We start from the raw sequence: 22,440 nt of genomic DNA, 5'->3' as shown, positions 1-22,440 counted from the left end.
TTCGCAAGAAAGTTTCGTAAAATATAAAAATAGGACAAACTTGTATTAAACAAATCATACAATATGACAAAAAAAGAGCTCAGAACTCGAAAAAGAGAAAAAGAAGCGAAAATGAAAAGGGGGTAAGGCAAGGAATTTTATAAAAATAGGCCTTAAATCGCCGATTTAAAATTTGGATTTCCACGTAAAGTATAAGAATCTTAATTTTTTTAACGCAAAGAGACCCAGTTACATTTTAAAAGGGTACTGGAGTTAACTTTAAAATTATAATTAATGAGTTAAGGTATCCTATTGAAAAATGAGGGGTTTATAAAAATTAGAAAAATATATTTGTACTATTTATATAATACAAATAAACATAAATAGGGACAATTTTAAAAAGAAACAGCGATAAAAGAAAAAAATCAATTAAATTGATGTATTAATGAAATAGTACAATTAGGGATAAAAAATACATAATTTTACATAATGGGGCATTTTGGGGATTGACAAATAGAAATTGCTGTATTATTGTATTATCAACGTGACACAACGGAAATAGATCGATTGCAGACCGTTCAGGGGGGCCAGAAAGTTTATCAAGGATAGATAAATAATGGGATGAGGAGGAAGAGGGATTTGGAAACCGCCACACCTACTTATATGAGAATCATGCAGGGCATTCGGCGTGATATTGTTTCGGGGGCTCTGGAGCCAGATCAAAAGATGGATTCCATTAAAGAACTGGCTAAAAAATATGAAGCGAATCCTAATACCGTTCAACGGGCATTGGCTCGTTTAGAGAAAGAAGGGCTGTTGCGGTCCAATCGCACTGCCGGGAAGTATGTAACGGAAAATAAGCTGCTGATAAAAAGTATTCGCTATAAGGAAGCCAGAAAGATAACAGATGACTTTATTTCAAATTTAGAAAGGTTAGGGATTCAACCTAGCGAGTTGGTCAAACTTTTTTCTGACCCAGAGTTCTTTAAAAAGAATTCGGAAGAGCACTAGAGGTAAAGGGTGCTAATAAAGATGAAAGAAAACCCATATAGCAAAGAGGGAGGTGATATTTTAGTGAAGATGGCAGAGGTGCAATTCAATGAAAGCATACCAATTTATTTACAGCTGATGGAGCGAATTAAACACGATATTATATCAGGGTCTTTGGAACCAGGCGCCAAGATGTCTTCGGTAAGAGATTTAGCAGCCCGGTTTAGCGTTAACCCCAACACCATGCAGAAGGCCTTGTCAGAGTTGGAACGGGAAGAGCTGCTCCATGCAGAGCGGACGGCAGGTCGATTTGTAACCACCAACAAGCTGCTTATTGAGAGTATTCGTTATAAGGAAGCTAGGGGTATTACTGAGGATTTCATTCGGCAGATGCGTAGCTTGGGCTATTCAGAGGAAGAGATGATTGACTTTTTACCGTATACATTTAAGGAAGAAGAATAAAGCCAAGGGTGTGAAGGCACTTTTGGCTTTTTAGCTATCGACTGGCCTAAGAGAAATGGAAAAATGAAGCATGGAATACATCGATAACCTATATAAAAGCGTTTTGCAGGAAGCTAGGGCGTTAGAAATCCCAGTTTCTAATAAAATAAAAGACAAGATTACGATTAATCGACGAGCTAAGAGTCGCTTTGGCTGCTGCAAAAAGATTACAAAGGGACGGCAGGAGAGCTTTGAAATTGAATTGTCCTATCGATTGCTGGACTGTGGAGAAAAGGCTATCAAGCAGACCTTGGCACACGAAGTCCTGCATACCTGTCCCAACTGTGACAATCATGGAGCCCTGTGGAAGAAATATGCTGCCTGCATGAACAAAAATTATGGATATCATATTAAGAGGACCGATACGGCGGAGAATTTAGGCATTCAGGAAGATCCTCAACTGAAAAGACCACCTTTAAAGGAAACGTATATTTTGCTTTGCAAGAATTGTGGCAGCCGGATTTCCCGCAGCCGAATGTCCAGTGTAGTAAAACATCCATCCAGATATCGATGCAGATGCGGTGGAAAGTTAGAGCGAGTCCAGTAAATAACCATACTTGCAGGTGGCATCTTGAATCGGTGAATATTGCCCTAGGGGCAGAAAAGAGGACTGGTAAAAATGAACAGAAGGAGAACTTTGAGTATCCATCAATACAGGGGCGCAACTGGGAAGAAGATAAAGGAATCTAGAGTCAGTGATGTGGTGTTGATGGTCTGTCCGGAATATTGGCAGGACGGGGTAGATGCAGCTATCTGTGAGGGCATTCGACTTCTCGGCGGCATCGAGAGCATATTTGGTAAGGAAGAGCGAATCCTGCTGAAACCTAATCTGCTGGCCAAGGCAGAGCCCGATCGGGCAGTGACGACTCATCCGACAGTGTTTAAAGCAGTGGGTGCTTATTTGCGGGAGCAGGGATATGAGCATCTATCTTATGGAGACTCGCCGGGGAATCCTCTTGGAGGGGTGGCTCGGGTAGCAGCTGGCTGTGGCTTGAAGGAGCCGGCAGAAGAACTGGAAATCCCTTTAGGAGATTTTAGTCAGGGGCAAAAAGTGAATTTTGAACAGGGGCAGACGGAAAAGGAATTTATTATCAGTAAGGGCATTTTAGACTGTGACGGAATTGTAAATATTTGCAAGATGAAAACCCATCAGCTGGAACGAATTACGGGGGCAGCAAAGAATATGTTTGGCGCTGTCTACGGAGTCAATAAAGGTGCTTTTCACGCGAAGTATACAGATGCGGATAGTTTTGGGGCCATGATTGCTGATTTGAACAATCTGGTTAAGGCTCGGCTGCACATCATGGATGGAATTTTGGCTATGGAAGGTAATGGGCCTCAGTCGGGGACACCGGTGGCCATGGGTTTATTGCTGTTTTCTAAAGACCCCATTGCATTGGATACTGTTTTTTGTCACTTGATTGGATTGAATCCAGAACTGGTGCCGACCAATCGATATGGTCAGCAATATGGCGTAGGGACCATGGATGCAGAAAAAATTCGTGTCCGCACGATTCAAGGGGATATGACGGTAGAAAAGGTAGCTAAACGGTATGGAAAAGAAGATTATGATGTATACCGAGGAACAGAAAAGGCTACTCAGATTCGACTGCTAAAGCCTATTCAGTCCTTGCTTCAGAAAAAGCCTTATATCCTGCGGGAAAAGTGTATCAAATGCGGAATCTGCGCAGAAAGCTGCCCCTTGGAAAAGAAAGCGCTGGAGATGTCCGGTTATCCGAAATACGCTTACAAAGCCTGTATCCGTTGCTATTGCTGTCAAGAAATGTGCCCTCAAAAGGCTATTGATGTCAAGGTTCCTCTGCTCGCTCGGATTATGGATCGAAATTGGAAGATATGAGAAAATATAAAGGTAGAAAGGATACCTTCAATGAAACGTACAGAAGTGAGGACCTTGCTGGAGCAGCAGGCTGAAGAAAATTATAAAGAGTTCAATCACAAGCTCATACCGGGGGTGAAAAATATCCTGGGCGTGCGGATGGGCCCCCTAAAGGACTTGGCAAAGAGTCTGGCAAAGGAAGATTACTGCGCCTATTTCCAGGAGCTGGACCAGAGCAAAACAGAAACTATTTATTACGAAGAAATCATGCTTCAAGGTCTGATCATCGGGCAAATTAAAATGGACTCAGAAGAAAGATTTGCCCTCATAGAGGACTTTATTCCGAAGATTGATAACTGGGCGGTTTGCGATTCCTTTTGTGCAGGACTAAAATTCACTAAAAAAGAGCCGGAAAAGATGTGGGCCTTTATTCAAGCTTATCTGGCAGATTCCCGAGAGTTTCCTCTCCGCTTTGGAGTGGTTATGCTTATGGATTATTTTATTGACGAGGAGCATATTGAGACCAATTTGAGTCTGCTGGAGGGAATTCATCACCAGGGATATTACGTAAAGATGGCAGTGGCCTGGGCTCTATCTGTGTGTTGGGTAAAATTTTCTCAGCAAACGAAAGCCTTTTTTATCAAGGAGAATAACTCACTGGATGATTTTACATATAATAAAGCTATTCAAAAAATCAGAGAATCCTATCGTGTCTCTCAAGAAGACAAGGATTTTTTAAAACAGTTAAAAAGGAGAAACCTATGGCATTCTTGCAGAAAACAGTAAACAGTGTGCCCTTTCTCATGGCAGACGGATTTGGTGAGGGCGTGGTTCACGGCTTTTCTACCCGGCAGGGAGGTGTGAGCGAAGGAATCTATGCCTCGTTAAATCTGGGAATGAGCCGGGGGGATGACCCGGCACGAGTGGCGGAGAACTTTGGCCTCTTTTGTGCAGCCGTGGGCGCAGCCCCGGAGGGGCTTGTTTGTGCGGCCCAAGTTCACGGCAATACCGTTCGTACCTGTACCCGTGCGGATGCGGGAAAGGGGTTTAACCGCCCTGTTGATTATGAAGCTGACGGGCTGGTGACTGATGTACCGGGGTTGACGCTGGTGGTTTTTTCAGCAGACTGCTTGCCGATTCTTTTATATGATCCAGTGCGCGCTGTAGTTGCTGCCGCTCATGCTGGCTGGCGGGGTACGGCATTGGCGATTGCAGGTCGCACGGTGGAGAAAATGATGGATTGTTACGGCTGCGATCCGGGGAACATTCGTGCGGCCATCGGGCCAGGCATATCTGCGTGCTGCTTTGAAACTCATGAGGACGTTCCCGAGGCCATGACCGCCGCCCTTGGAGAAACTGCACTGGACTATATTAAAAGTGTGGGAAATGGTAAATTCAAGGTGGATACTAAAGGTATCAATGCGCTGCTGCTGGAGCAGGCGGGGGTACGCACCGAGCACATTGCTGTGAGCGGAGACTGTACCGTCTGCTCGGGGGAGCGTTTCTGGTCTCATCGGGTGACTGGGGGTGTTCGGGGCAGTATGGCTGCAATCATCTCGTTGCATAGTAAAGAGCTGTAGCAAAATAGCCTTAAAAAACAGAGCCAATGTGACTGCGAAAGCAGATGCAAAGGCTCTGTTTTGGATATGTTTAAATTGATGAGTTGTTCATCACTGCGGAGACAGAAGCTTTAGTCCGACAATGCCGCTGACGATAAGGCCGATACACAAGAGTCGAGGAAGGTCTACAGACTCCTTAAAAAATAAAATGCCGAAAATCACTGTACCCACCGTACCAATCCCGGTCCAAATGGCATAGGCAGTGCCTAAAGGCAGAGATTTCAGGGCCAGAGACAGCATATAGAAACTGGCAATCATACCTATTATGGTGATGATACTGGGAGTCAGCCGGGTAAATCCATGAGAGAATTTCAGACTTACCGCCCAAAGCATTTCAAGGACACCTGCCACACCTAAATAAATCCATTGCATAAAATACTCCTTTCAATTTGTGAGTCCTATAGGGAAAAACAAAAAAGCCTGAGAGATATGAACAATCTCCCAGGCTTTTATCCTTCCGTGTATACAGCAAAGCTGTACGTTTTATCTCGGACCAGTCCAGCCCTGGATATTAAGGCTGCGGAACCCTATAAAACTTTTTAACTATATTAGCATGTGTTTACTTTTTTAAAGTATCAAAAAATGAGTCCATTGTCAACCCATAAAATTTTCCGTGGATTTAGACAAGAAGGAAGATATCAGGTATTGGCAGGGTCGGTGAAACCAGATGCAAATAGAAATCTTTTTGTCAGTATTGCTCTTAGTATATTACCTATGTAATAAAAAGTGTGCATTTTCGCACATATTCGGAACGAAAAACATATATTACATATGGGGAGCCTTTTGCTCTCTAAAATCAGAGAAAGGTCAAATGGAGTGGGTGTATGATTTATTTAGATAATGGTGCGACCTCTTTTCCCAAACCCAAGGCCATGCTGGAAGCCGTGTATAGGTGTATGGCGGAGTATTGTGGGAATCCCGGGCGGTCGGGACATTTCATGTCCATGAAAACGGGAGAAGAAATTTACAAGGCCAGAAAGAACCTGGGTAAATTGCTGAATATCCCAGACCCCAGCAGGATCATCTTTACAGGCAATACTACTGGTGCCTTGAATCAGGGCTTGCAGGGATTACTCAAGGAGGGCGAACACGTTATCACCACTTCTATGGAACACAACTCGGTTTTAAGGCCTTTAAAAATGTTGGAAACCAAAGGCGTGGAGCACACTATTGTCAAGTGCGACAGAACCGGAAGCGTGAGTCTGAGGGACGTGAAAGCCGCCATCAGGCCGAATACACGGCTGATAGTCTGTACGCATGCATCCAACGTAACGGGGACCATCATGCCCATTCGGGAAATAGGAGAGCTGGCCCATAGGAATAATCTACTGTTTATGGTAGACGGAGCTCAGTCGGCGGGGAGCGTTCCCATCAACGTAGTTGAACTGAACTTGGATCTGCTGGCAATGCCCGGTCACAAAGGTCTGCTGGGACCTATGGGAACAGGCCTTCTCTATGTACGGGACGGCATTGAATTAGAGCCTCTTTTGCCTGGTGGCACGGGGACTCTCTCGAAGGAACGGAAACCACCAAAGGAAATGCCTGAAGGTTACGAGGCGGGAACCGTCAACGCTCCAGGTATCATTGGCCTGGGTGCATCGGTAGAGCTGCTGTTGCAGCTGGGAGTAAAAACTATTTACGAATATGAAGAAGAATTAACAGGCCTGTTAGACGAAGGACTGAGAAATATAAAAGGTGTGACAGTTTACGGCGTAGAAGACTGCCGGAAAAAGACTAGTATCGTTGCCTTTAACGTGAAAGGAAAAAGCTGCGAACAGGTGGCGGATGAACTGAGTGAGCTCTATGGCATAGCAGGAAGAGCTGGGTTCCATTGCGCTGGCTTAGCCCACAAGACCATCGGAACGTGGGAGACTGGAGCCGTTCGCCTTAGTGTAGGACCTTTTAATACCAAAAAGCAAATCAAAACAGCCGTCGAAGCGGTCAACCGCATTTCAAAAGGCCGCTGATTAACAGAGGGTAATCGGGAGTAAAGGCCTGACAGCTTACAGGGATTCTCGGACTTGATTAATCCCCTTATTAGCTAAGGCGTCTACCCGGTTGTTCATCTGGATGATATATTGAAAATCTTCAAAAGAAAATCTGGCGCCATTAATCTGAATAAATTTTTCGTAAAGGGCATTGAAATTTGTAGTTTTACTGTTCAAATTTACATGGCCCTTTACTCTATAGAAGGAAATTCGGTGCCCCTTAATCAAGGTTAAGAGTTGTTCCCACAGATCTCGATTTTCCACAGGTTTCTTGCTGGAGTTCATCCAATTATTTTTTAGCCAACCCTCATACCACTTTTCTCGAAAACAGTTCATCAGATAAGAGCTGTCGGAAAAGACTTCTATCGTTTGATTGTCTTTTTTTACAGCAGAAAGAGCTTCGACAAGAGCCATCATTTCCATCCGGTTGTTTGTGGTGTTCAACTGACCGCCAAAAAGTTCTTTTTGATGTTCGCCATATTCCAGGACGGCCCCCCAGCCACCTACATTCTTTTCACTCTGATTTCCCGAACAAGCCCCATCTGTATAAATCTTTAAAATACTCATGTTTTTGTCCCACTCCTTTTGAAATTCTAGTATTACCATTATGCAATAAAAGCAGCGGATTTGCAAATGTAAAAGCATTTTAAAACGGCTGTAACACGGTTGTAATAATAATCATGTATACTGGTAAAGTAAATTGGTGAATTTTATGCTCTATGCCAAATTGTGGCCGAGAAGAATGGGCATATATGGACGATAAATGAAGCAAATTAAAGTAGGAAGGAGGAAGAAGCGTTGAAGAAGTGTTTACTGGTATTTTTGCTCGTATTGTCTTTAGTTTTTGGCAGCGTGGCAATGTCTTTTGGGGCAGTCGATCAAGATGTTACGGTAGTTAATCCGGTAAACGGCAGCGCCATTACCTCCAGCAGTCTCTTGGTATCAATAAAACTGACTCAGCCTAAAACCATCAAGGTTTCCGTTTATGAAGTGCGAAGAGTCTCGGGAGACAGTTCGGTAGCTCTGGGAGAAAGCGATATGAAGGCGATTAATCAGGGGACCTATCAAGATGGTGGTTCGCTAACCTACGTGCCGCTGGTGGCAGGGGAGAGCTTTACCTCTACTAACAATCTAAGCTTTTATACGAAAAATCTGGAGAACAGGAGTCCGGGTGTGTATTACATAAAGGTAGACACGGTTTATCAGAATAAGGCCGTCTACTCGCGAAAATGCTATGTGACCATCAAGAATAAAGAGGAAAGCAAATTATTGGACTCATCCCAGTCGGGAACTGCTACATTCCTGCAAAACTTGATTAAATCTATTTTTAATTAACGTAGACTCAACGGGAGCGTTGAGTTCTGTTTGATTGTGGTCCTTTGAGTCAAAGGCGGTCAAGCCTGGGGGGACGGCTGAGATGGATGGGGAGAGCATGAACGCAAATATCAGGGAAAAATTAAAAAATGTCTTATTGGTAGTATTAGTCTTGATGACGGTACTACTATTATATTTTTTGTGGGGCAGCAAGAGTCTGGAATCTTTCATCTTCAACAGCAATGAGAATACTCATTATGAGGTGATGACTAGCAAGCAGGTCATTTTGCCGGATCAAATTATTTTAGGCCGGGGCAACGAGGACTACTTGCTGGCTGGGGCAAGCAAAGAGTCTCTTTGGAATGATGAGATATTAGGAGCCTTTCGAGAATTTTCTAAAGGAACCAATATTTTAGTAGAGGAAATTACGGAAGAGAAATATAAGGCGGCCATGGCCTACCCCTCGCTGACAGCGGTCTTTTCTTACAATCTGCCTTTTGCAGATTTTTGCCAGCAGTTTGACATTAATCAAGCTCAGGGCTATGATAATATCAGCAGTGTAACAGAAATCTGCTTTTCTGAAGGCAGCGCAGAAGGGACCTTCCTCTACGATGGCAGTAAGGGGAAGTATTATTGGCTGCTGGGGAACAAGTCCACAGAGGTGGTGAAGCAGGCAGAGAGTATTTTTGCACAGGAACAGCCCGTCATCTACTTCCCGTTGAAAATGTATTTGGGGGCAGAGGGCACGAATGATACCTTGATCCCGGTAGAGAGTCCGGAGGGCTTGGTGCCAGTGGATTATCGAATTGATATGGCGGCGGCAGAAAAGGATACTATCGAGTCTCTGGCCCAATTTTACTTTGGAGAGACCTTGGACTTTATCAGAAAGCTGGAAGAGTCCAACGGCAAGATTATCTACATGTATGGATATGGGCAAAAGGTACTCGTTATTAATCCAGTGGAGGGTTCCATCGAATATAAGGAAGAAATCAAGAGTGCCGGTTCAGAACCGCAGTCCTTTTTTCAATCGTTGGATACGGCGTTGGGCTATATTGGCGCCCACGGAGGCTTTAAGACAGATTCTGGCGAGACGATTAACCCGTACCTAAAAAGTGCAATGTCAATAGACGATAAAAAGAATAGTTATCGATTTGTCTTTAGTTTTAAGATTGAAAAGAATAAAGTGTTTTATCAAGAAAATCTTCCGGTTATAATAGAAGTACAGGATGGGCAGGTATCTTATTATAGGAGAGAGCTGCTTGATTTTGACCAGGAACAAGGTGCGGAGCGCTCTGAGGCCAAGCGAATTTCGGCCATCAATATGTTGGCCATGAATTACGACTATATCTTGTCAAAGGCAGGGCTGAAACTGGAGCCAGAGAGAGAAGAAACGGCGTTTGAGGATGTGGCCGATCAGATTGATAACTTGTATATTGGATACTTGAAGCCGTCAGCCGAGTCGACGGACCAGGTGGCAGCTGACAAGGGGAAGAGTTTGCAATTGATACCCGTATGGGTGGTAGAGGCGAAGGGAACGCTGCTTTACTTTGACTTGTATGATGGTCAACCAAGGGGAGGTACCCAAGCGGTACAATAGGGATGGAGTAATATATGGATTGGTCTAAAGCAAAAAATATTTTGATCGTGGCCCTTATTGTCACCAATACGTTTCTCCTGTTTACCTATCTGACAAAAAATAGCACGGAGGACAGGCCCATGGACCAAGAGACTCTGTTTACGGTGCTGCAGGGAAAAGATATTTATGTAGATACGGATATTCCAGATAAATATGAAAACATGCCGGCCATTACCATCAAGTATAACGGCGATAAGCAAGAGCTGATTGAAGCGGCTTTGAAGAAGAATATTTATCAAGTGGCAACGAAAGCTTCGGAGGACGACTATAAAGCGGTGGCGGATCAGTTTTTGGCAGATTGCCAGTTAAGCAATGAAAGCCTGCTTTTTGATAAGGTGATGGCCAATGGCGATACGGCGGTAGTTCGTTATAAGAACAGCTATAAAAAAGTAGCTATTGGCGATAGTTTCATGGAGGTATCCTTTAAAAACGGAAAGGTGACAGATGTAACTAGACAGCGGTTAACCTTGAACTCGAAGAGCAAGAAGAAGCTGAAGGTTACTTCGCCAGAAGAAGCTTTGCTGATGTTTATGAGCGAGAAGCAGCCAGAAGAGGTGATTCACGTAGAAAAAATTCAGCTGGTCTTTTGGGTGAACAGTTCAGAATTTAATGGGGAATCCCTTATCTCCGATACGGCTTTTCCGGCCTGGGAGATTACTTATAATGGGGGACAGACGAAATACATAGAGGCCTATAAGGCGTGAAAGGAAAACAATTAAATGTCATTTAATTTTTGTTCGTTTTCCAGCGGCAGCAGTGGAAATTGCTATTTGATAAAGAGCGATACTACGGCCTTGCTGGTGGATGCAGGAATAAGTGGGAAGAAGATTCTGGAAGGGCTCAGTGCTACCCAGACTCCTCAGGAGCAGGTAAAAGGGATTCTGGTGACTCACGAGCACATTGATCACGTAAAGAGTCTGCGGGTTTTATCTAAAAAACTGCCGGACACTCATACATATGCGAACCGAGGGACTTGGACTCAGATTGGGGATACGGTGCCGGCGGCTCAGCAGAAGACTTTTATTACAAGAGAGGAATTTGTTATCGGTGATATTCGGGTGAAGCCTTTTCCTATTTCCCATGATGCGGCGGAACCAGTAGGCTTTTCTTTGTTTGCAGCAGAAAAGCAGATTACCATTGTCACCGATACCGGCTGCATCACTGACGAGATTTTTGATGAAATTAAGCAGGCAGATTTACTTGCTTTAGAGGCAAACCATGATGAGAATATGTTAAAGGTAGGACGCTATCCGTGGAATGTGAAACAGCGGATTTTAGGCCGTACGGGTCACCTGTCCAATGTGTCTGCTGGAGAATGCCTCTGCCGCTTGATGGACGAGTGTTGCAGCAAGCCGCGGCGAGTACTCTTAGCCCACCTGAGCCGGGAGAACAATTTTCCGGAGATGGCTTATCAGACAATCAAAAATGTGTTGGAGGAATCCGAACACTATCTGGGCAGTCAGCTTCAGTTAACCACCATGATGAAAGATGAAATCAGTATGATTTATACGGTATAAAAAGATGAATATAACAGTAGTGTGCATCGGCAAGTTGAAAGAAAAGTATTGGGTCAGTGCTATCGAAGAATACAGTAAAAGGTTATCTAAATATTGTACATTGTCAATAGACGAACTGAAGGAAGAACGACTGCCAGACAATGCCTCTGCCGCGGAGGAAGAGGCGGTAAAGCTGGCAGAAGGGCGAAGTATCCTCAAACGGATTAAGAAGGAAGCCTATGTGATTTCTCTAGAGATTCAAGGACAGCAGCTTAGTTCGGTAAAGCTGGCAGATAAGATTCAACAGTTGGGATTGGAAGGGAAAAGTGATATAGTCTTTGTCATAGGCGGCTCTTTGGGCTTATCCGGGGAAGTCAGCCAGCGGGCTGATTACAAGCTGTCTTTTTCCTCTATGACCTTTCCACACCAGATGATGCGGGTCATTTTGCTGGAGCAAGTTTATCGGGCATTTAAAATTAATAAAAACGAGAGTTATCATAAGTGAAGACAAAAAGTATCGTGTTAAGGAATAGAAGCATTCAATCAAATTAGTTGGATGCTTTTTAAATATGTAGATTAAGACTCTACCCCGGGGAATACATGAATTGACTCGATACACCTATATTAACCAAAATATAACAATAATTGGGCTCTGATAAAAATTTTAATTCTCAATAAACTATATAGAAATTAGGCAAGTGCAAATAAATTTGCAGTATTTTATCGTAAAATGTAGTTTTTGTTTTTATTTTTAACTTGTCACAATATTTAAAATTAAATATTTTAACAAAATGATATTATTTTAAGTGAAATTAAGTGGAATATTTTTCAGAAAAGTTTTAAATCTATCAAAATTGTGAATTCTACGCTTGATATGCAAATTTATTTGCACCGTTATGCAAATAAATTTGCATAACGGTGTTTGATTTTTGTATAAAGTATACAAAAAAAGACGGGCAAAAATTTCAGAATATTTCATAAGCTGTAAAAATCAAGGCCTCCATATGTTGGCATAAAAGTTGCGTAATATATAAGTGCTTGCAAGCAAAGAGGAATTATTTATAAGTAGTAGGTAAGTAGTTTTCTGCATAGGAGGCAAAAAATGAATAATGAAAAAGATAATGGACTAAGCTTTACCAGACTTATAGCGGTAATCATAGGCTCAACTATTGGTGGAGGTATTTTTACCAGTGCTGCTGATATGGCGTCCGGTGGAGCACATACTGGCGCTGTATTAATAGGTTGGGGCATTGCTGGTGTTGGTATGCTTGCCTTGATGATGTGTTTCTTTGGGTTAAACAAAATAAGACCTGATTTAACAAACGGAATTTATAGCTATGCTGGTGAAGGATTTGGTTCTTTTGTCGGATTTAATTCAGCATGGGGCTACTGGATTAGTGCACTTCTTTGTAACGTATCATATGTCACCTTGCTCTTTGGTGCAATCGGATTTTTCGTGCCAGCATTTGGTACCGGAAATAATATTTTATCCATTGTTTGCGGCTCAGTAATTATTTGGATTCTAAACTTCTTGGTTATGCGCGGTGTAAAGGAAGCAGCAGGTATTCAGATTGTTGTCACAATCAGTAAACTGGTTCCAATCGCAGTATTCTTAGTTGCAGTTATATTTGTTAGAGCATTTGATCCCTCCATTTTTATGGAAAACTTCTGGGGTGACGGAACGGTAGCTGTTCTTGATCAGGTAAAGGCTACAACAGGTGCTACAGTTTGGTCATTTATCGGAGTTGAGGGTGCCGTTGTACTATCAGGACGTGCAAAGAGATCAAGCGATGTTGGTAAAGCTTCCATAACAGGTTTCTTAGGACTTTTAGCTATTTATGTAATGGTAGCAGTATTGAGTATGGGTGTTATGAGGCCTGCAGATATGGCTCAGTTAGGGAACCCACAGATGGCTGGAATTTTATCTGCTGCTGTTGGACCTTGGGGTGCTGCTTTAATCAACATTGGTGTTATCTTATCCATTGCAGGAGCATTGCTAGGCTGGACAATTATAGCTGCTGACTGTCCATATTCAGCTTCAATACAGGGTGTATTTTCAAAGATCTTCTCTAAATCAAATGCAAAGGAAGCACCTGTAAACTCCCTATATATTACAAATGGAATTGTTCAGATTTTCTTAATCATTGTATATTTCCAGGAATCTACATACCAGGTATTCTATAATCTAAGTGCAAACATGATTATGGTTCCTTACCTACTTAGTGCAGCATTCTATTTAAAGGTAACAATGAATAAGAAGGGCTTTGAGAGCATAGGTGGTACCTCTATTACGAAGGAAAGAATATTTGCCCTAGTAGGTACAGTTTATGGTCTTTGGATGTTATATTCAGCAGGCGTTACATATCTGCTTATTTCAAGTATTCTTTATACTCTTGGTATTATTATCTTTATCAAAGGTAAGAAGGAGAAAAATCATCCTATATTTGACAAGGGATATGAAAAGATTATTGCTATTGCACTAGTTGCACTTGCAATCGTATCTATCGTTATGATAGCAAATGGAAGCATTGGCATCTAATTAAACGATTCATTAGAACTTATATACTTTATAAAAAATAGAAGCATTTTTATTGAACCGACCCCCAAAAGGAAGATTAAAATCTAACGATTGGGAGGTCGGTTTTTTCGTGGCAAAATATAATTATTATTTATCAGGTTTTACATTGGGTTCATTACAATAAATAGCCTTTAATGATATGGACATTGTAACATAAGAGGTTATGGAATATAATGATTTAAAAGAGGAGGTTGGATATGCACATATTATTGCAGCTACAAAGCGCACTGTTGAAAGAAATTGATAAATATGAAAAGTTGGTGCCGGAGCGGGATCAGCCGATAGACTGGGAGCGGGTGCATATTTCCAGCTGCGCCAAACTGGGCTATTTGATGGCAGAGGAGAGAGGTATAGACCCCAGTTTAGCAGCTTGTGCATGTGCTGTTCACGACTATGGGCGCATCATTACGGGCAAGCAGGCCGGCCATGCGGAAGCGGGATATTTGCCCGTTCAGGATTTTTTGAAGAGGACAGGTTTGTTTACAGCAGAAGAAATTAAGCTTTTATCCATTGCAGTAAAAAATCACAGTAATAAGAGTGATGTTGGCGGCCCAATAGAAGAAATCGTAAAAGATGCGGATGTGCTGGATTTCCATCAGTACGGATATGAGATGCCTAGGGCGGAACAACAAGCCCGGTTAGATCGGCTGCTGAAAAAATAGAATTTGTAAGAACCCATTACTTTACAGCATATAATCTTGGCGCCGAAGCAGAATATAAATTGTAAGCCGCTGCAATTTATATTAACGAGGTGCATTATATGCCAAAAGACAGTCAGCCAGATAATAAAGAATCACGGATGAAAAAGTGTAACAATCAGACTCCCATCACAAGGGAGAATCAAAATCAAAATCGGAACGCGAAAAAACAATCTATCAAACATGATGATGTTTAAGTTCTAACGTTCTCTCTCATTCATAATTTAAAAAGTAAAAAGCTCAAAAGAACAGCCTCCGCCTAATCATTTTTGATATGCGGAGGTTTTCTTTTTTAAGAAGATTTTATCTACTCTTTACAGCACTGTGCTTGTACACATACTTTAATTCTAGTAAGCTATCTTTAAAGTTACCTAAATATAGCGATGACCGACAAAAGGAGTGTTGTTATGCAAGCTGTTCAAAAAACTGTAAATGCTATAGAGCAAACCGATTCTACTATTCTGGAAGGAATCTTAGAAGGCAAATACATTAAACCGGTGTATCAGCCGATTGTGTCACTGGTGGATGGGCAGACTTTCGGCTATGAAGCACTCAGCCGAATATCCAATAAGGCGTTTCATATGAATATTGAGCATATGTTTCGTACAGCCGACAGGATGAATAAGTCTTGGGAGCTGGAAGCGTTATGCAGATCAAAAGCATTAGAAAATTCCATTCATATAGATGCAGGAAAAAAACTCTTCCTGAATGTAAACTCCAATATCATTTATGATAATAAATTTAGAGAGGGGTTTACAAAAAACCGCTTGAATGAATATGGATTGGATGCCAATAATATCATTTTTGAAATTACGGAACGCGTTGCCATATTGGACAGTAACGCGTTTTTAGGTTCTATTAATCACTATAAAAGCCAAAACTATGGAATTGCTATTGACGATGTGGGCGCCGGATATTCGGGACTGAACGTCATTGCAAGTGTCAGACCAAACCTTATGAAGTTGGATATGAATCTGGTACGGGGTATCGACAAGGACGAAATTAAGCAATTGTTGTGCAAAGCAATGGTTGATTTCGGAAAAAACGCGGGTATTCAGCTAATTGCCGAAGGCATTGAGACAGAAGAGGAATTAAAAACACTTATAAACTTAAAGGTCGATTATGGACAAGGGTATTTTTTAGGCATTCCCCAGGAATCCTTTGAAGATATATCGCCAGAGAAAATTAAAATAATTAAAAGGCATCATGCAAAGAATTACAGCGAAAATGCTAGAAGCTCCGTTTATCCGATAATCGGATACTTGTCCAAACCTGGATATACAATTTCCTCTGATGAAAAGGTGGAAAGCATTTATGAAACCTTGAGGATTAACCCCACCATCACTGAATTTGCCGTTGTTGAAAGTGATAAGGCAGTAGGATTTATGACGAGAGCGGATTTAAATGAGGTATTTGGCGGTAGATTTGGGTATAGTCTTCACGCTAAAAAATTTATCAACCAGTTAATGAAATCGGACTTTTTAAGAGTCAATTACAATATGCCTGTTGATCAGGTTTCGAGAATCGCTATGCAGAGACCCTTTGAGCAGCTTTACAACCCGATTCTTGTGGAAAAAGAAAATAAATATTTTGGTATGGTAACCGTAAAGGATCTGCTGGATGCATGCACAAACGTGGAAATCGATATTGCCATGCATTCTAACCCTCTGACAGGTCTCCCGGGGAACTTGCTAATTGAAAAAGAAATATTAAGTCGCATTTTCGGGCAGAGTCCCTATTGTATTACCTATTATGATATTGATAATTTTAAGGCATTTAATGATGCATACGGGTTTGAAAACGGAGATAAAATGCTTGTTCTTGTGGCAGAGATTTTAAAAGAATGTGCTGTAAAAAATGAATTTATAGGACATATCGGCGGCGATGATTTTATTGTTATTTGTGATTATCATGAGGCAGAGAAGTATTGCCAGTTAGTCTTAAATAAGTTTTCCGCGCAGATTACTTCGTTATACCGGGATGAGGACGTAGAAAGCGGCTATATTGTATCAAAAAATCGCCATGGTGTGACGGAAAACTTTCCAATTGCCAGCTTGTCTATTGCAGGAATATCAAATCAAAAAAATAACTATCAAAATATTGGGGATTTTTCGCAGGATATTGCACAACTTAAGAAAAAGTGCAAAAGACAGAGTGGCAACTGTATTGAGATAATATAGATAAATCACAAGAAATGACTTCTAAGATAAGAGGTCATTTTTTACTTTAAAAACAATTTCAGGAATAAAAATGAAGTTTATTAATTTTTTTTGTAGAAAAAACATAATCGCAGTTGAAAAGTAATCATGATTATGTTATTTTAATTTTATGAAAACATAAATGTTTTGTGACCAGAAGAAAGGAGCGTGCCATGGAACGCCAAGAAACACAGGTCAAATCGGTATTGAAACAATTGGAAGAGCAGATTGCCGAAATTAGTGACTATATCTTTGAACACCCGGAACTGGGAGATGAGGAATATCAGTCGGTAGCTTATTTGACTAAACTACTCAGAGACCAGGGCTTTCAGGTCGAATGTCCTTACAAAGGATTGGAAACAGCTTTTCGCGCAGAGTTTGGCGACGACAATGCGCCAAGGATTGCTTTTTTAGCCGAATACGACGCCTTGCCTGGCTATGGACCAGAGAAGAAACCGGCCCATGCTTGCGGACATAACTGGATTGCGGCCACCACAGTAGGTGCTGGCTTGGCTTTGGCCAAGCTAAAAGATTCCTTTAAGGGAAAGGTTGTGGTTATTGGAACCCCGGCGGAAGAAACCACTGGACGGAAGATTGACCTGGCCAACAGCGGAGCATTTGATGACATTGATGCCGCATTCCAAATGCACTTATATGAAAATTCTAATTTACGAGGTCGGGCCTTGGCAATGGATTCCGTTGAATTTGAATTTATCGGCAAAGCGAGCCACGCCGCCGTTCATCCGTATGAGGGCATTAACGCATTAGATGCCGTGCAGCTGACTTTCAATGGCATCAGTTTTTTACGTCAGCAGCTCAAGAGCGATGTTCGCATACACGGTATTATCACCGAAGGCGGGGAAGCACCTAATACCATCCCTAATCATTGCAAATGTCTGTTTTATGTGCGAGCAGCTAAAAAAAGCTATTTCCAAGAAGTCTTTGAAAAGGTCAAGAACTGCGGCAGAGGGGCAGCTCTCATGACAGGTACAGAATTAAAGATTAATCAGTATGAGAATGCGTACGATGATTTAATCATCAATCCGGTTTTGGCAGACATTGCAGCTAAATACATGGAACAGGCTGGATTCGAGGCCCTTAGCCAAGAGGACGAAGTACCAGGCTCTACCGATATTGGAAATGTCAGCTACTGCTGTCCGACTCTTTATGGCAATGTGGGCATCGCCGATGGTAAGGTTAAGGTTCATGAGGAAGATTTCTTGGAGCATGCCAACGGCAGCGAGGCTAAGAAGCGGATGATGATGACCGTAGAGACTTTTGTCCGCAGTGCGCTGGAGCTTTACAGCGATGCAGATCTGAGAAAGCGGGTACGAGAGGCCTTTGAAAAGGCTATTGAAGAATAGAAAGAGAGGTTCAATGTAATGGAACACTTGAATGAAACCAGGAGCGTGAGCTGGAAAAAATACGCATCTGTATTTTTACTGACCTTTTCGTGGATTGTATATCTAATCCCGTATTTGGCCACGGACTTTTACAATCAATTTTTAGAAGCATATAACTTGACAGATGGCGAGTTAGGGAAAGTAATCACCTTTTTTGGGCTTACGGCTACCCCCGGCTATTTTATCGGAGGGTGGTTTGCAGACCGGTTTAATGCCAAGAAGCTGGTCATAGCATCTTGCCTTTCCACAGCAGCTGTGGCCATTGCCATCTCTATGGTTCACTCCTATAACCTATTGATTGTGCTGTATCTGATCATGGGCTTTACCTCTGCCGGCCTGCACTGGTCAGCGCACTTAAAAGTTATCCGTTCTCTAGGCAGCGATGAGGAACAAGGCCGTCTGTACGGTACTGCTGATACGGCATATGGAATTTTTACTATTTTAATGACGTATGGCGTGCTGGCTTTGCTGACAACCATGTTAGCTACATACGGCGTAGGCTTCCGCGGTGCCATCATTATTTATGCCGTTATGGCTATTGTTATTGGCATAGCCGTCCTGTTTGTTGTTCCTTTCGATCCGAAAAAAGATGTTGGTGAAGAGGAGACTATTAAACTGGCACATTTGGGACAGGTATTGAAAATGCCAATCACCTATTACTTAGGCCTGTTTACCTTAGGGTTTTACTTAATCCGTTGTATCATCCCGTATGTGAACCCACATTTGACCGCATCCTTCGGTATCTCTGTTACCTTTGCTACTGGATTTACGATGACAGCTAGAACCGGTGTAAAGATGATATCTGGACCGATTGGAGGCTCTTTCCGAGATAAGATTGGCAAGTCTACACCAGTAGTCTTGGTGGGTGCCATCGGTGCTATCATCTTTTCCTTGATTATGGCTTTTATGCCGCTGGGCAAGTCCATGGCGATACCATTCATGGCCATCGTGGTATTGGTGGTGTTTTTCTCAGGGATGACTTCTCCAATGTTGTATACACCTGTTTCAGAAGCCAAGATTCCTCTCAAGTATACGGGAACGATTCTAGGAGTGGCTTCGGCTATCGGATATTCTGCTGATATTTGGCTTTATAGCTTGTGCGGCGGTTGGTTGGACAAGTTTGGTGACAGTGCTTATTCTTATATCTACCTGATGATGGCCTTTGGCGGCGTATTGATGGTAGTCATGGGCTTGCTTCTGAAAACGTGTTATCCAAAAGGCAGCGCCGCTAAATAGATGTGCGGGCTGGTATAAAAAAGTTCCCCTACTCCTTTAACTGATAAATTAGAAGAAAAATGCAGTAAAAAAGAAAAAGTGCCCTGACGGAGACTGGATTTATTCCAGAATCCACGAGGGCATTTTTTCTATATTTAAAATTCTAAGAAGGCTGTGTTGGTGCAAAGACTTTAGAGAAAGCCGGTTTTTTCCGGGCATAAAAAGCCTTTGTAACAGTGACGGATGTAGTTCATGGCCGTCTGAGTATATTCTGACGGCGAGAAAGCCTCCTGGTTTGACAGGACCTTGGATAAGAGGCCTTTATATATGAATATAGTGATCTCATCAATAGCGGGCACATCTTCCTGATTGAAAAAGCCTTCGTCAACACATTCCTGCAAGAGGATATGGTTTCGCTGGTAGATATCCGGCTGGGCTAACATGCTGGACAGGGTGCTGTCGTTGTCTTTGGTATCGGGTGGGAAGAGGCTGTAGTACTCTGCCAGATACGTGGAGTTGTCCTCCTGATCAAAGCTGGCAAAAAAAATTGCTTCATATATTTGTGGGTTTTTAAAAGAATGGAGGCAAAAGAGCTCCCAGACCTTCAGATTTTTTTCAAGAGAGGAATCCACCGACTGTAATTGCTGGAACAAGCTGGTAGTATACGGTTCCATACACTTTAATGCTGCTAGGAAGACCAGGTGATCCAGATTTTTAAAGTAATTGTACAGCGTGGCGCTGTTATACCCTGTTCGGTCAGCAACCTTCCGAAGGGTGATGTTGGAGATGCCTTCCTCCTGAATAATCGCGGTGGCGGTATCTACAAAGTAGTGAATCATCCGGGCTCGCCGGATAGATTTGTTGGCCATAGTAATATCCTGCCTGTCTGTATTAATTTATGCCTGAAACGTACTGAATTTTTTAGTGGCACTCAGGTACTTCATCAGCACTCCGATATTGGCATAATAATAGGAATATTTGTCTTTGCTCTGAGTTTGTACCAGTTCAGCTTGTACAAGCTTTTTTATGTGCTGGGAGATGGTGGCCTGGGAATAATCGAAGGCGGCTACCACGTCTTTGTTGCAGACCGGCAAGCGCTCCTTATTGCACTGCATGATAAACTGGTAAATCTTAATTCTGGCCGGGTGGGCCAGAGCGTCAGAAACCTGAGCGACCAGCACGATTTCTTCTTCCTGCATATAATCCGCATCTTTTCTTAGTCGCATGAATCATTCTCCTTATAAAGCTATATATTGTTTATTAACTATATACACTTTACTATGAAGAGGAAGCCTTGTCAATAGTAGGAAAAAGAAGCTTAGTGCAAATTTATTTGCACTAATATGAGTTTTAAGGTACAATAAAGAAAATATAAGATTTATTTTTAAAATATTTTTTTATCGAGAAAACGGGGGGCACATGAACGCGAAGCAATATGAAAAAGTCATACAGGAACTGGCCAACATCATTGATGAGGGTATTCACATTGTTAATGCTGACGGAAAGAGTATCATCTACAATCAGGCTATGGCCAACTTGGAGAAGACGAACCGGGAAGATGTAATTGGCAAGCCCTTTCGGGCGGTATTTTCTCATATTCCAGAAGGGGAAAGTACCTTGTTGCGTGCGCTGAGGCAGGCAGAGCCTACCAGCAGTAAACAGCAGACCTATCTGAACCGATATGGTAAAGAAGTCACCACCGTAAACACCACCATTCCTATTTTAGACGATTCCGGTGTCGTGGTGGCTGCGCTGGAGATTGCCAAGGATATTACAAACTTCAAAGCCTTGTCCAATACGGTCTTGGAGCTTCAGCGAGAAGCTATTCCGGAGCATAAGGTGGCCGGGCCTAAGATTCGTAAATATAGCTTTAAAGATATTATTGGCCAGAACCGAAGGCTGAAACACCAGATGGATATTGCTGATAGAGCGTCTAAGACTGATGCCGCCGTCTTTATTTACGGAGAGACTGGAACCGGAAAAGAGCTTATGGCTCAGAGCATTCACTTCAACAGCAGCCGGAGCAATAAGCCCTTCTTGGCCCAAAACTGTGCGGCCTTGCCAGAAAGCCTGCTGGAAGGGATTCTCTTTGGTACTGCCAGGGGAGGCTTTACAGGGGCCGTAGATCGAGCGGGTCTCTTTGAACAGGCCAATGGGGGGACCTTACTGCTAGATGAAATCAGTGCTATGCCCTATGAGCTTCAGAGCAAGCTGCTGCGCGTGCTGCAAGAAGATTATATCCGACGGGTAGGGGGCAGCCGGGATATTCCCATTGACGTGCGCATCATCGCCACGGTCAACGAAACCCCGGAAAAACTCATCAATAACGGACTTCTGCGAAAGGACTTGTACTATCGGTTAAATATTGTCAATATCAGCATTCCGCCCTTGCGGGAGAGGAAGGACGATATTCCGATTCTGGTGGAGCATTTTCTGGAAAAGCACAATCATCGCTTTCAAAAACAGGTGTGGATGCTGTCTGACGGAGCCCTGCAAAAGCTGGAAGGCTATCCCTATCCCGGCAACGTGCGGGAGTTGGAAAACCTCATTATGTCGGCAGTTTCTTTGTCTGACAAAGAACATGTGCTGACAGAAAAATACCTCCAGTTACCCCAGGAGGTGGCCATGGCTGATGTAGAATCAGCTTATGACCCAGAGGCAATGAGTATTGATCAATACCTGGCAGCCTTGGAGATTAATATTATTAAGGAAAAGATGGTAGACTTTAGTGGGAATATTTCTAAGACCGCAGAGGTGCTGGGCATAAAAAGACAGACTCTCCAGCATAAGATAAAAAAATACCAGATATAAGTAAAAAATTAATAGAAATAGGTGCATAATTGTCCAAAAGCTGGGCAAAATATAGCAGTATAGTAAAAACCGCAAATATTTTTGCATAATGTATGCAAAAATATTTGCGGTTTTCTTTAATAAAACAGAAAATTTACAACTTTTAAACAGGAAAAATAAAGTCCAAAATAAGGGAAT

General features: G+C 42.4%; 22 protein-coding genes and 1 riboswitch. Of the genes, 18 read left to right on the top strand and 4 right to left on the bottom strand.

The genetic code is table 11. From position 1 onward, the window contains the following. The first annotated feature begins 618 nt into the window (after positions 1-618). From Ami103574_RS00695 to pgeF, 6 genes are all read left to right on the top strand, one after another. Positions 619-990 carry a GntR family transcriptional regulator gene (locus Ami103574_RS00695; protein ID WP_163064835.1) on the top strand — a complete coding sequence of 124 codons (372 nt, stop codon included), beginning with the start codon at positions 619-621 and terminating at the stop codon, positions 988-990. 21 nt (positions 991-1,011) lie between these two features. Continuing rightward, positions 1,012-1,431, top strand: coding sequence for a GntR family transcriptional regulator (locus tag Ami103574_RS00690; protein ID WP_246213173.1), 420 nt, complete (start codon positions 1,012-1,014; stop codon positions 1,429-1,431). A 70-nt stretch (positions 1,432-1,501) separates the two neighbouring features. Then, the gene (locus Ami103574_RS00685; RefSeq protein ID WP_163064834.1) at positions 1,502-2,017 is read left to right on the top strand and encodes a SprT-like domain-containing protein; all 516 of its coding nucleotides are present in this window, start codon (positions 1,502-1,504) and stop codon (positions 2,015-2,017) included. Between the two features lie 72 nt (positions 2,018-2,089). Continuing rightward, the gene (locus Ami103574_RS00680; protein WP_246213172.1) at positions 2,090-3,328 is read left to right on the top strand and encodes a DUF362 domain-containing protein; all 1,239 of its coding nucleotides are present in this window, start codon (positions 2,090-2,092) and stop codon (positions 3,326-3,328) included. A 30-nt stretch (positions 3,329-3,358) separates the two neighbouring features. Beyond that, positions 3,359-4,093, top strand: coding sequence for a DNA alkylation repair protein (locus tag Ami103574_RS00675; RefSeq protein WP_163064833.1), 735 nt, complete (start codon positions 3,359-3,361; stop codon positions 4,091-4,093). Then, a complete protein-coding gene (pgeF, locus tag Ami103574_RS00670) occupies positions 4,069-4,887 on the top strand; it encodes a peptidoglycan editing factor PgeF (protein WP_163064832.1) in 819 nt (272 codons plus the stop codon). The genes Ami103574_RS00675 and pgeF overlap by 25 nt, the downstream gene beginning before the upstream one ends. 90 nt (positions 4,888-4,977) lie before the next feature. Here pgeF and sugE read toward each other — a convergent pair whose 3' ends face one another. Beyond that, complete coding sequence (sugE, locus tag Ami103574_RS00665) at positions 4,978-5,298, bottom strand: quaternary ammonium compound efflux SMR transporter SugE (protein WP_163064831.1); 321 nt, start codon at positions 5,296-5,298, stop codon at positions 4,978-4,980. Positions 5,299-5,362: 64 nt separating this feature from the next. Further along, positions 5,363-5,468: riboswitch (guanidine-I (ykkC/yxkD leader) on the bottom strand. A 282-nt stretch (positions 5,469-5,750) separates the two neighbouring features. Here sugE and Ami103574_RS00660 point away from each other — a divergent pair. Next, positions 5,751-6,893 carry an aminotransferase class V-fold PLP-dependent enzyme gene (locus Ami103574_RS00660; RefSeq protein ID WP_163064830.1) on the top strand — a complete coding sequence of 381 codons (1,143 nt, stop codon included), beginning with the start codon at positions 5,751-5,753 and terminating at the stop codon, positions 6,891-6,893. A gap of 36 nt (positions 6,894-6,929) precedes the next feature. Here Ami103574_RS00660 and Ami103574_RS00655 read toward each other — a convergent pair whose 3' ends face one another. Beyond that, positions 6,930-7,481, bottom strand: coding sequence for a ribonuclease H family protein (locus Ami103574_RS00655; protein ID WP_163064829.1), 552 nt, complete (start codon positions 7,479-7,481; stop codon positions 6,930-6,932). 231 nt (positions 7,482-7,712) lie between these two features. On the opposite strand from Ami103574_RS00655, the gene Ami103574_RS00650 reads away from it, so the two are divergent. The 10 genes from Ami103574_RS00650 (at position 7,713) to Ami103574_RS00605 (ending at position 19,473) form a co-directional block, all read left to right on the top strand. After that, positions 7,713-8,249: a hypothetical protein gene (locus Ami103574_RS00650; protein WP_163064828.1), complete on the top strand. Its 537-nt coding sequence runs from the start codon at positions 7,713-7,715 to the stop codon at positions 8,247-8,249. Positions 8,250-8,331: 82 nt separating this feature from the next. Then, positions 8,332-9,825, top strand: a complete 1,494-nt coding sequence (gene yycH, locus Ami103574_RS00645; protein WP_163064827.1) for a two-component system activity regulator YycH — start codon at positions 8,332-8,334, stop codon at positions 9,823-9,825. A gap of 14 nt (positions 9,826-9,839) precedes the next feature. After that, entirely contained in the window at positions 9,840-10,568 is a 729-nt protein-coding gene (gene yycI / locus Ami103574_RS00640) for a two-component system regulatory protein YycI (RefSeq protein WP_163064826.1), read from the top strand. A 15-nt stretch (positions 10,569-10,583) separates the two neighbouring features. Further along, the gene (locus Ami103574_RS00635; RefSeq protein ID WP_163064825.1) at positions 10,584-11,381 is read left to right on the top strand and encodes an MBL fold metallo-hydrolase; all 798 of its coding nucleotides are present in this window, start codon (positions 10,584-10,586) and stop codon (positions 11,379-11,381) included. Positions 11,382-11,385: 4 nt separating this feature from the next. After that, positions 11,386-11,865 carry a 23S rRNA (pseudouridine(1915)-N(3))-methyltransferase RlmH gene (rlmH, locus tag Ami103574_RS00630; protein WP_163064824.1) on the top strand — a complete coding sequence of 160 codons (480 nt, stop codon included), beginning with the start codon at positions 11,386-11,388 and terminating at the stop codon, positions 11,863-11,865. A gap of 597 nt (positions 11,866-12,462) precedes the next feature. Then, positions 12,463-13,899 carry a basic amino acid/polyamine antiporter gene (locus tag Ami103574_RS00625; protein WP_163064823.1) on the top strand — a complete coding sequence of 479 codons (1,437 nt, stop codon included), beginning with the start codon at positions 12,463-12,465 and terminating at the stop codon, positions 13,897-13,899. 236 nt (positions 13,900-14,135) lie between these two features. Next, positions 14,136-14,600 carry an HD domain-containing protein gene (locus Ami103574_RS00620; RefSeq protein ID WP_163064822.1) on the top strand — a complete coding sequence of 155 codons (465 nt, stop codon included), beginning with the start codon at positions 14,136-14,138 and terminating at the stop codon, positions 14,598-14,600. Between the two features lie 443 nt (positions 14,601-15,043). Continuing rightward, positions 15,044-16,816 carry a GGDEF domain-containing protein gene (locus Ami103574_RS00615; protein WP_163064821.1) on the top strand — a complete coding sequence of 591 codons (1,773 nt, stop codon included), beginning with the start codon at positions 15,044-15,046 and terminating at the stop codon, positions 16,814-16,816. A 191-nt stretch (positions 16,817-17,007) separates the two neighbouring features. Beyond that, positions 17,008-18,198, top strand: a complete 1,191-nt coding sequence (locus Ami103574_RS00610; RefSeq protein ID WP_163064820.1) for a M20 family metallopeptidase — start codon at positions 17,008-17,010, stop codon at positions 18,196-18,198. Positions 18,199-18,216: 18 nt separating this feature from the next. Further along, on the top strand, positions 18,217-19,473 hold the full coding sequence (locus Ami103574_RS00605; RefSeq protein WP_163064819.1) for an MFS transporter: 1,257 nt from the start codon (positions 18,217-18,219) through the stop codon (positions 19,471-19,473). Between the two features lie 170 nt (positions 19,474-19,643). On the opposite strand, the gene Ami103574_RS00600 is transcribed toward Ami103574_RS00605, so the two are convergent. Both Ami103574_RS00600 and Ami103574_RS00595 read right to left on the bottom strand, forming a co-directional pair. Continuing rightward, positions 19,644-20,321 (bottom strand): TetR/AcrR family transcriptional regulator, encoded by a 678-nt coding sequence (locus Ami103574_RS00600; protein WP_163064818.1) that lies wholly within the window; start codon positions 20,319-20,321, stop codon positions 19,644-19,646. A gap of 27 nt (positions 20,322-20,348) precedes the next feature. After that, positions 20,349-20,678: an ArsR/SmtB family transcription factor gene (locus Ami103574_RS00595; RefSeq protein WP_163064817.1), complete on the bottom strand. Its 330-nt coding sequence runs from the start codon at positions 20,676-20,678 to the stop codon at positions 20,349-20,351. Positions 20,679-20,871: 193 nt separating this feature from the next. On the opposite strand from Ami103574_RS00595, the gene Ami103574_RS00590 reads away from it, so the two are divergent. Next, positions 20,872-22,263: a sigma-54 interaction domain-containing protein gene (locus Ami103574_RS00590; RefSeq protein WP_163064816.1), complete on the top strand. Its 1,392-nt coding sequence runs from the start codon at positions 20,872-20,874 to the stop codon at positions 22,261-22,263. Positions 22,264-22,440 lie beyond the last annotated feature (177 nt).

This window comes from Aminipila butyrica (genome assembly GCF_010669305.1).
GTDB classification, from domain to species: domain Bacteria; phylum Bacillota; class Clostridia; order Peptostreptococcales; family Anaerovoracaceae; genus Aminipila; species Aminipila butyrica.
The sequence above is the reverse complement of the archived record's forward strand: the minus strand, read 5'-3'. Positions and strand labels throughout refer to the sequence as shown.

Excerpts from the sequence above, each read along its gene's own strand:
- Ami103574_RS00690 (WP_246213173.1), top strand. The coding sequence starts at position 1,012 with ATGAAAGAAAACCCATATAGCAAAGAGGGAGGTGATATTTTAGTGAAG.
- Ami103574_RS00685 (WP_163064834.1), top strand. The coding sequence starts at position 1,502 with ATGGAATACATCGATAACCTATATAAAAGCGTTTTGCAGGAAGCTAGG.
- Ami103574_RS00680 (WP_246213172.1), top strand. The coding sequence starts at position 2,090 with ATGAACAGAAGGAGAACTTTGAGTATCCATCAATACAGGGGCGCAACT.
- Ami103574_RS00675 (WP_163064833.1), top strand. The coding sequence starts at position 3,359 with ATGAAACGTACAGAAGTGAGGACCTTGCTGGAGCAGCAGGCTGAAGAA.
- pgeF (WP_163064832.1), top strand. The coding sequence starts at position 4,069 with ATGGCATTCTTGCAGAAAACAGTAAACAGTGTGCCCTTTCTCATGGCA.
- sugE (WP_163064831.1), bottom strand. The coding sequence starts at position 5,298 with ATGCAATGGATTTATTTAGGTGTGGCAGGTGTCCTTGAAATGCTTTGG.
- Ami103574_RS00660 (WP_163064830.1), top strand. The coding sequence starts at position 5,751 with ATGATTTATTTAGATAATGGTGCGACCTCTTTTCCCAAACCCAAGGCC.
- Ami103574_RS00655 (WP_163064829.1), bottom strand. The coding sequence starts at position 7,481 with ATGAGTATTTTAAAGATTTATACAGATGGGGCTTGTTCGGGAAATCAG.
- yycH (WP_163064827.1), top strand. The coding sequence starts at position 8,332 with ATGGATGGGGAGAGCATGAACGCAAATATCAGGGAAAAATTAAAAAAT.
- yycI (WP_163064826.1), top strand. The coding sequence starts at position 9,840 with ATGGATTGGTCTAAAGCAAAAAATATTTTGATCGTGGCCCTTATTGTC.
- Ami103574_RS00635 (WP_163064825.1), top strand. The coding sequence starts at position 10,584 with ATGTCATTTAATTTTTGTTCGTTTTCCAGCGGCAGCAGTGGAAATTGC.
- rlmH (WP_163064824.1), top strand. The coding sequence starts at position 11,386 with ATGAATATAACAGTAGTGTGCATCGGCAAGTTGAAAGAAAAGTATTGG.
- Ami103574_RS00625 (WP_163064823.1), top strand. The coding sequence starts at position 12,463 with ATGAATAATGAAAAAGATAATGGACTAAGCTTTACCAGACTTATAGCG.
- Ami103574_RS00620 (WP_163064822.1), top strand. The coding sequence starts at position 14,136 with ATGCACATATTATTGCAGCTACAAAGCGCACTGTTGAAAGAAATTGAT.
- Ami103574_RS00615 (WP_163064821.1), top strand. The coding sequence starts at position 15,044 with ATGCAAGCTGTTCAAAAAACTGTAAATGCTATAGAGCAAACCGATTCT.
- Ami103574_RS00610 (WP_163064820.1), top strand. The coding sequence starts at position 17,008 with ATGGAACGCCAAGAAACACAGGTCAAATCGGTATTGAAACAATTGGAA.
- Ami103574_RS00605 (WP_163064819.1), top strand. The coding sequence starts at position 18,217 with ATGGAACACTTGAATGAAACCAGGAGCGTGAGCTGGAAAAAATACGCA.
- Ami103574_RS00600 (WP_163064818.1), bottom strand. The coding sequence starts at position 20,321 with ATGGCCAACAAATCTATCCGGCGAGCCCGGATGATTCACTACTTTGTA.
- Ami103574_RS00595 (WP_163064817.1), bottom strand. The coding sequence starts at position 20,678 with ATGCGACTAAGAAAAGATGCGGATTATATGCAGGAAGAAGAAATCGTG.
- Ami103574_RS00590 (WP_163064816.1), top strand. The coding sequence starts at position 20,872 with ATGAACGCGAAGCAATATGAAAAAGTCATACAGGAACTGGCCAACATC.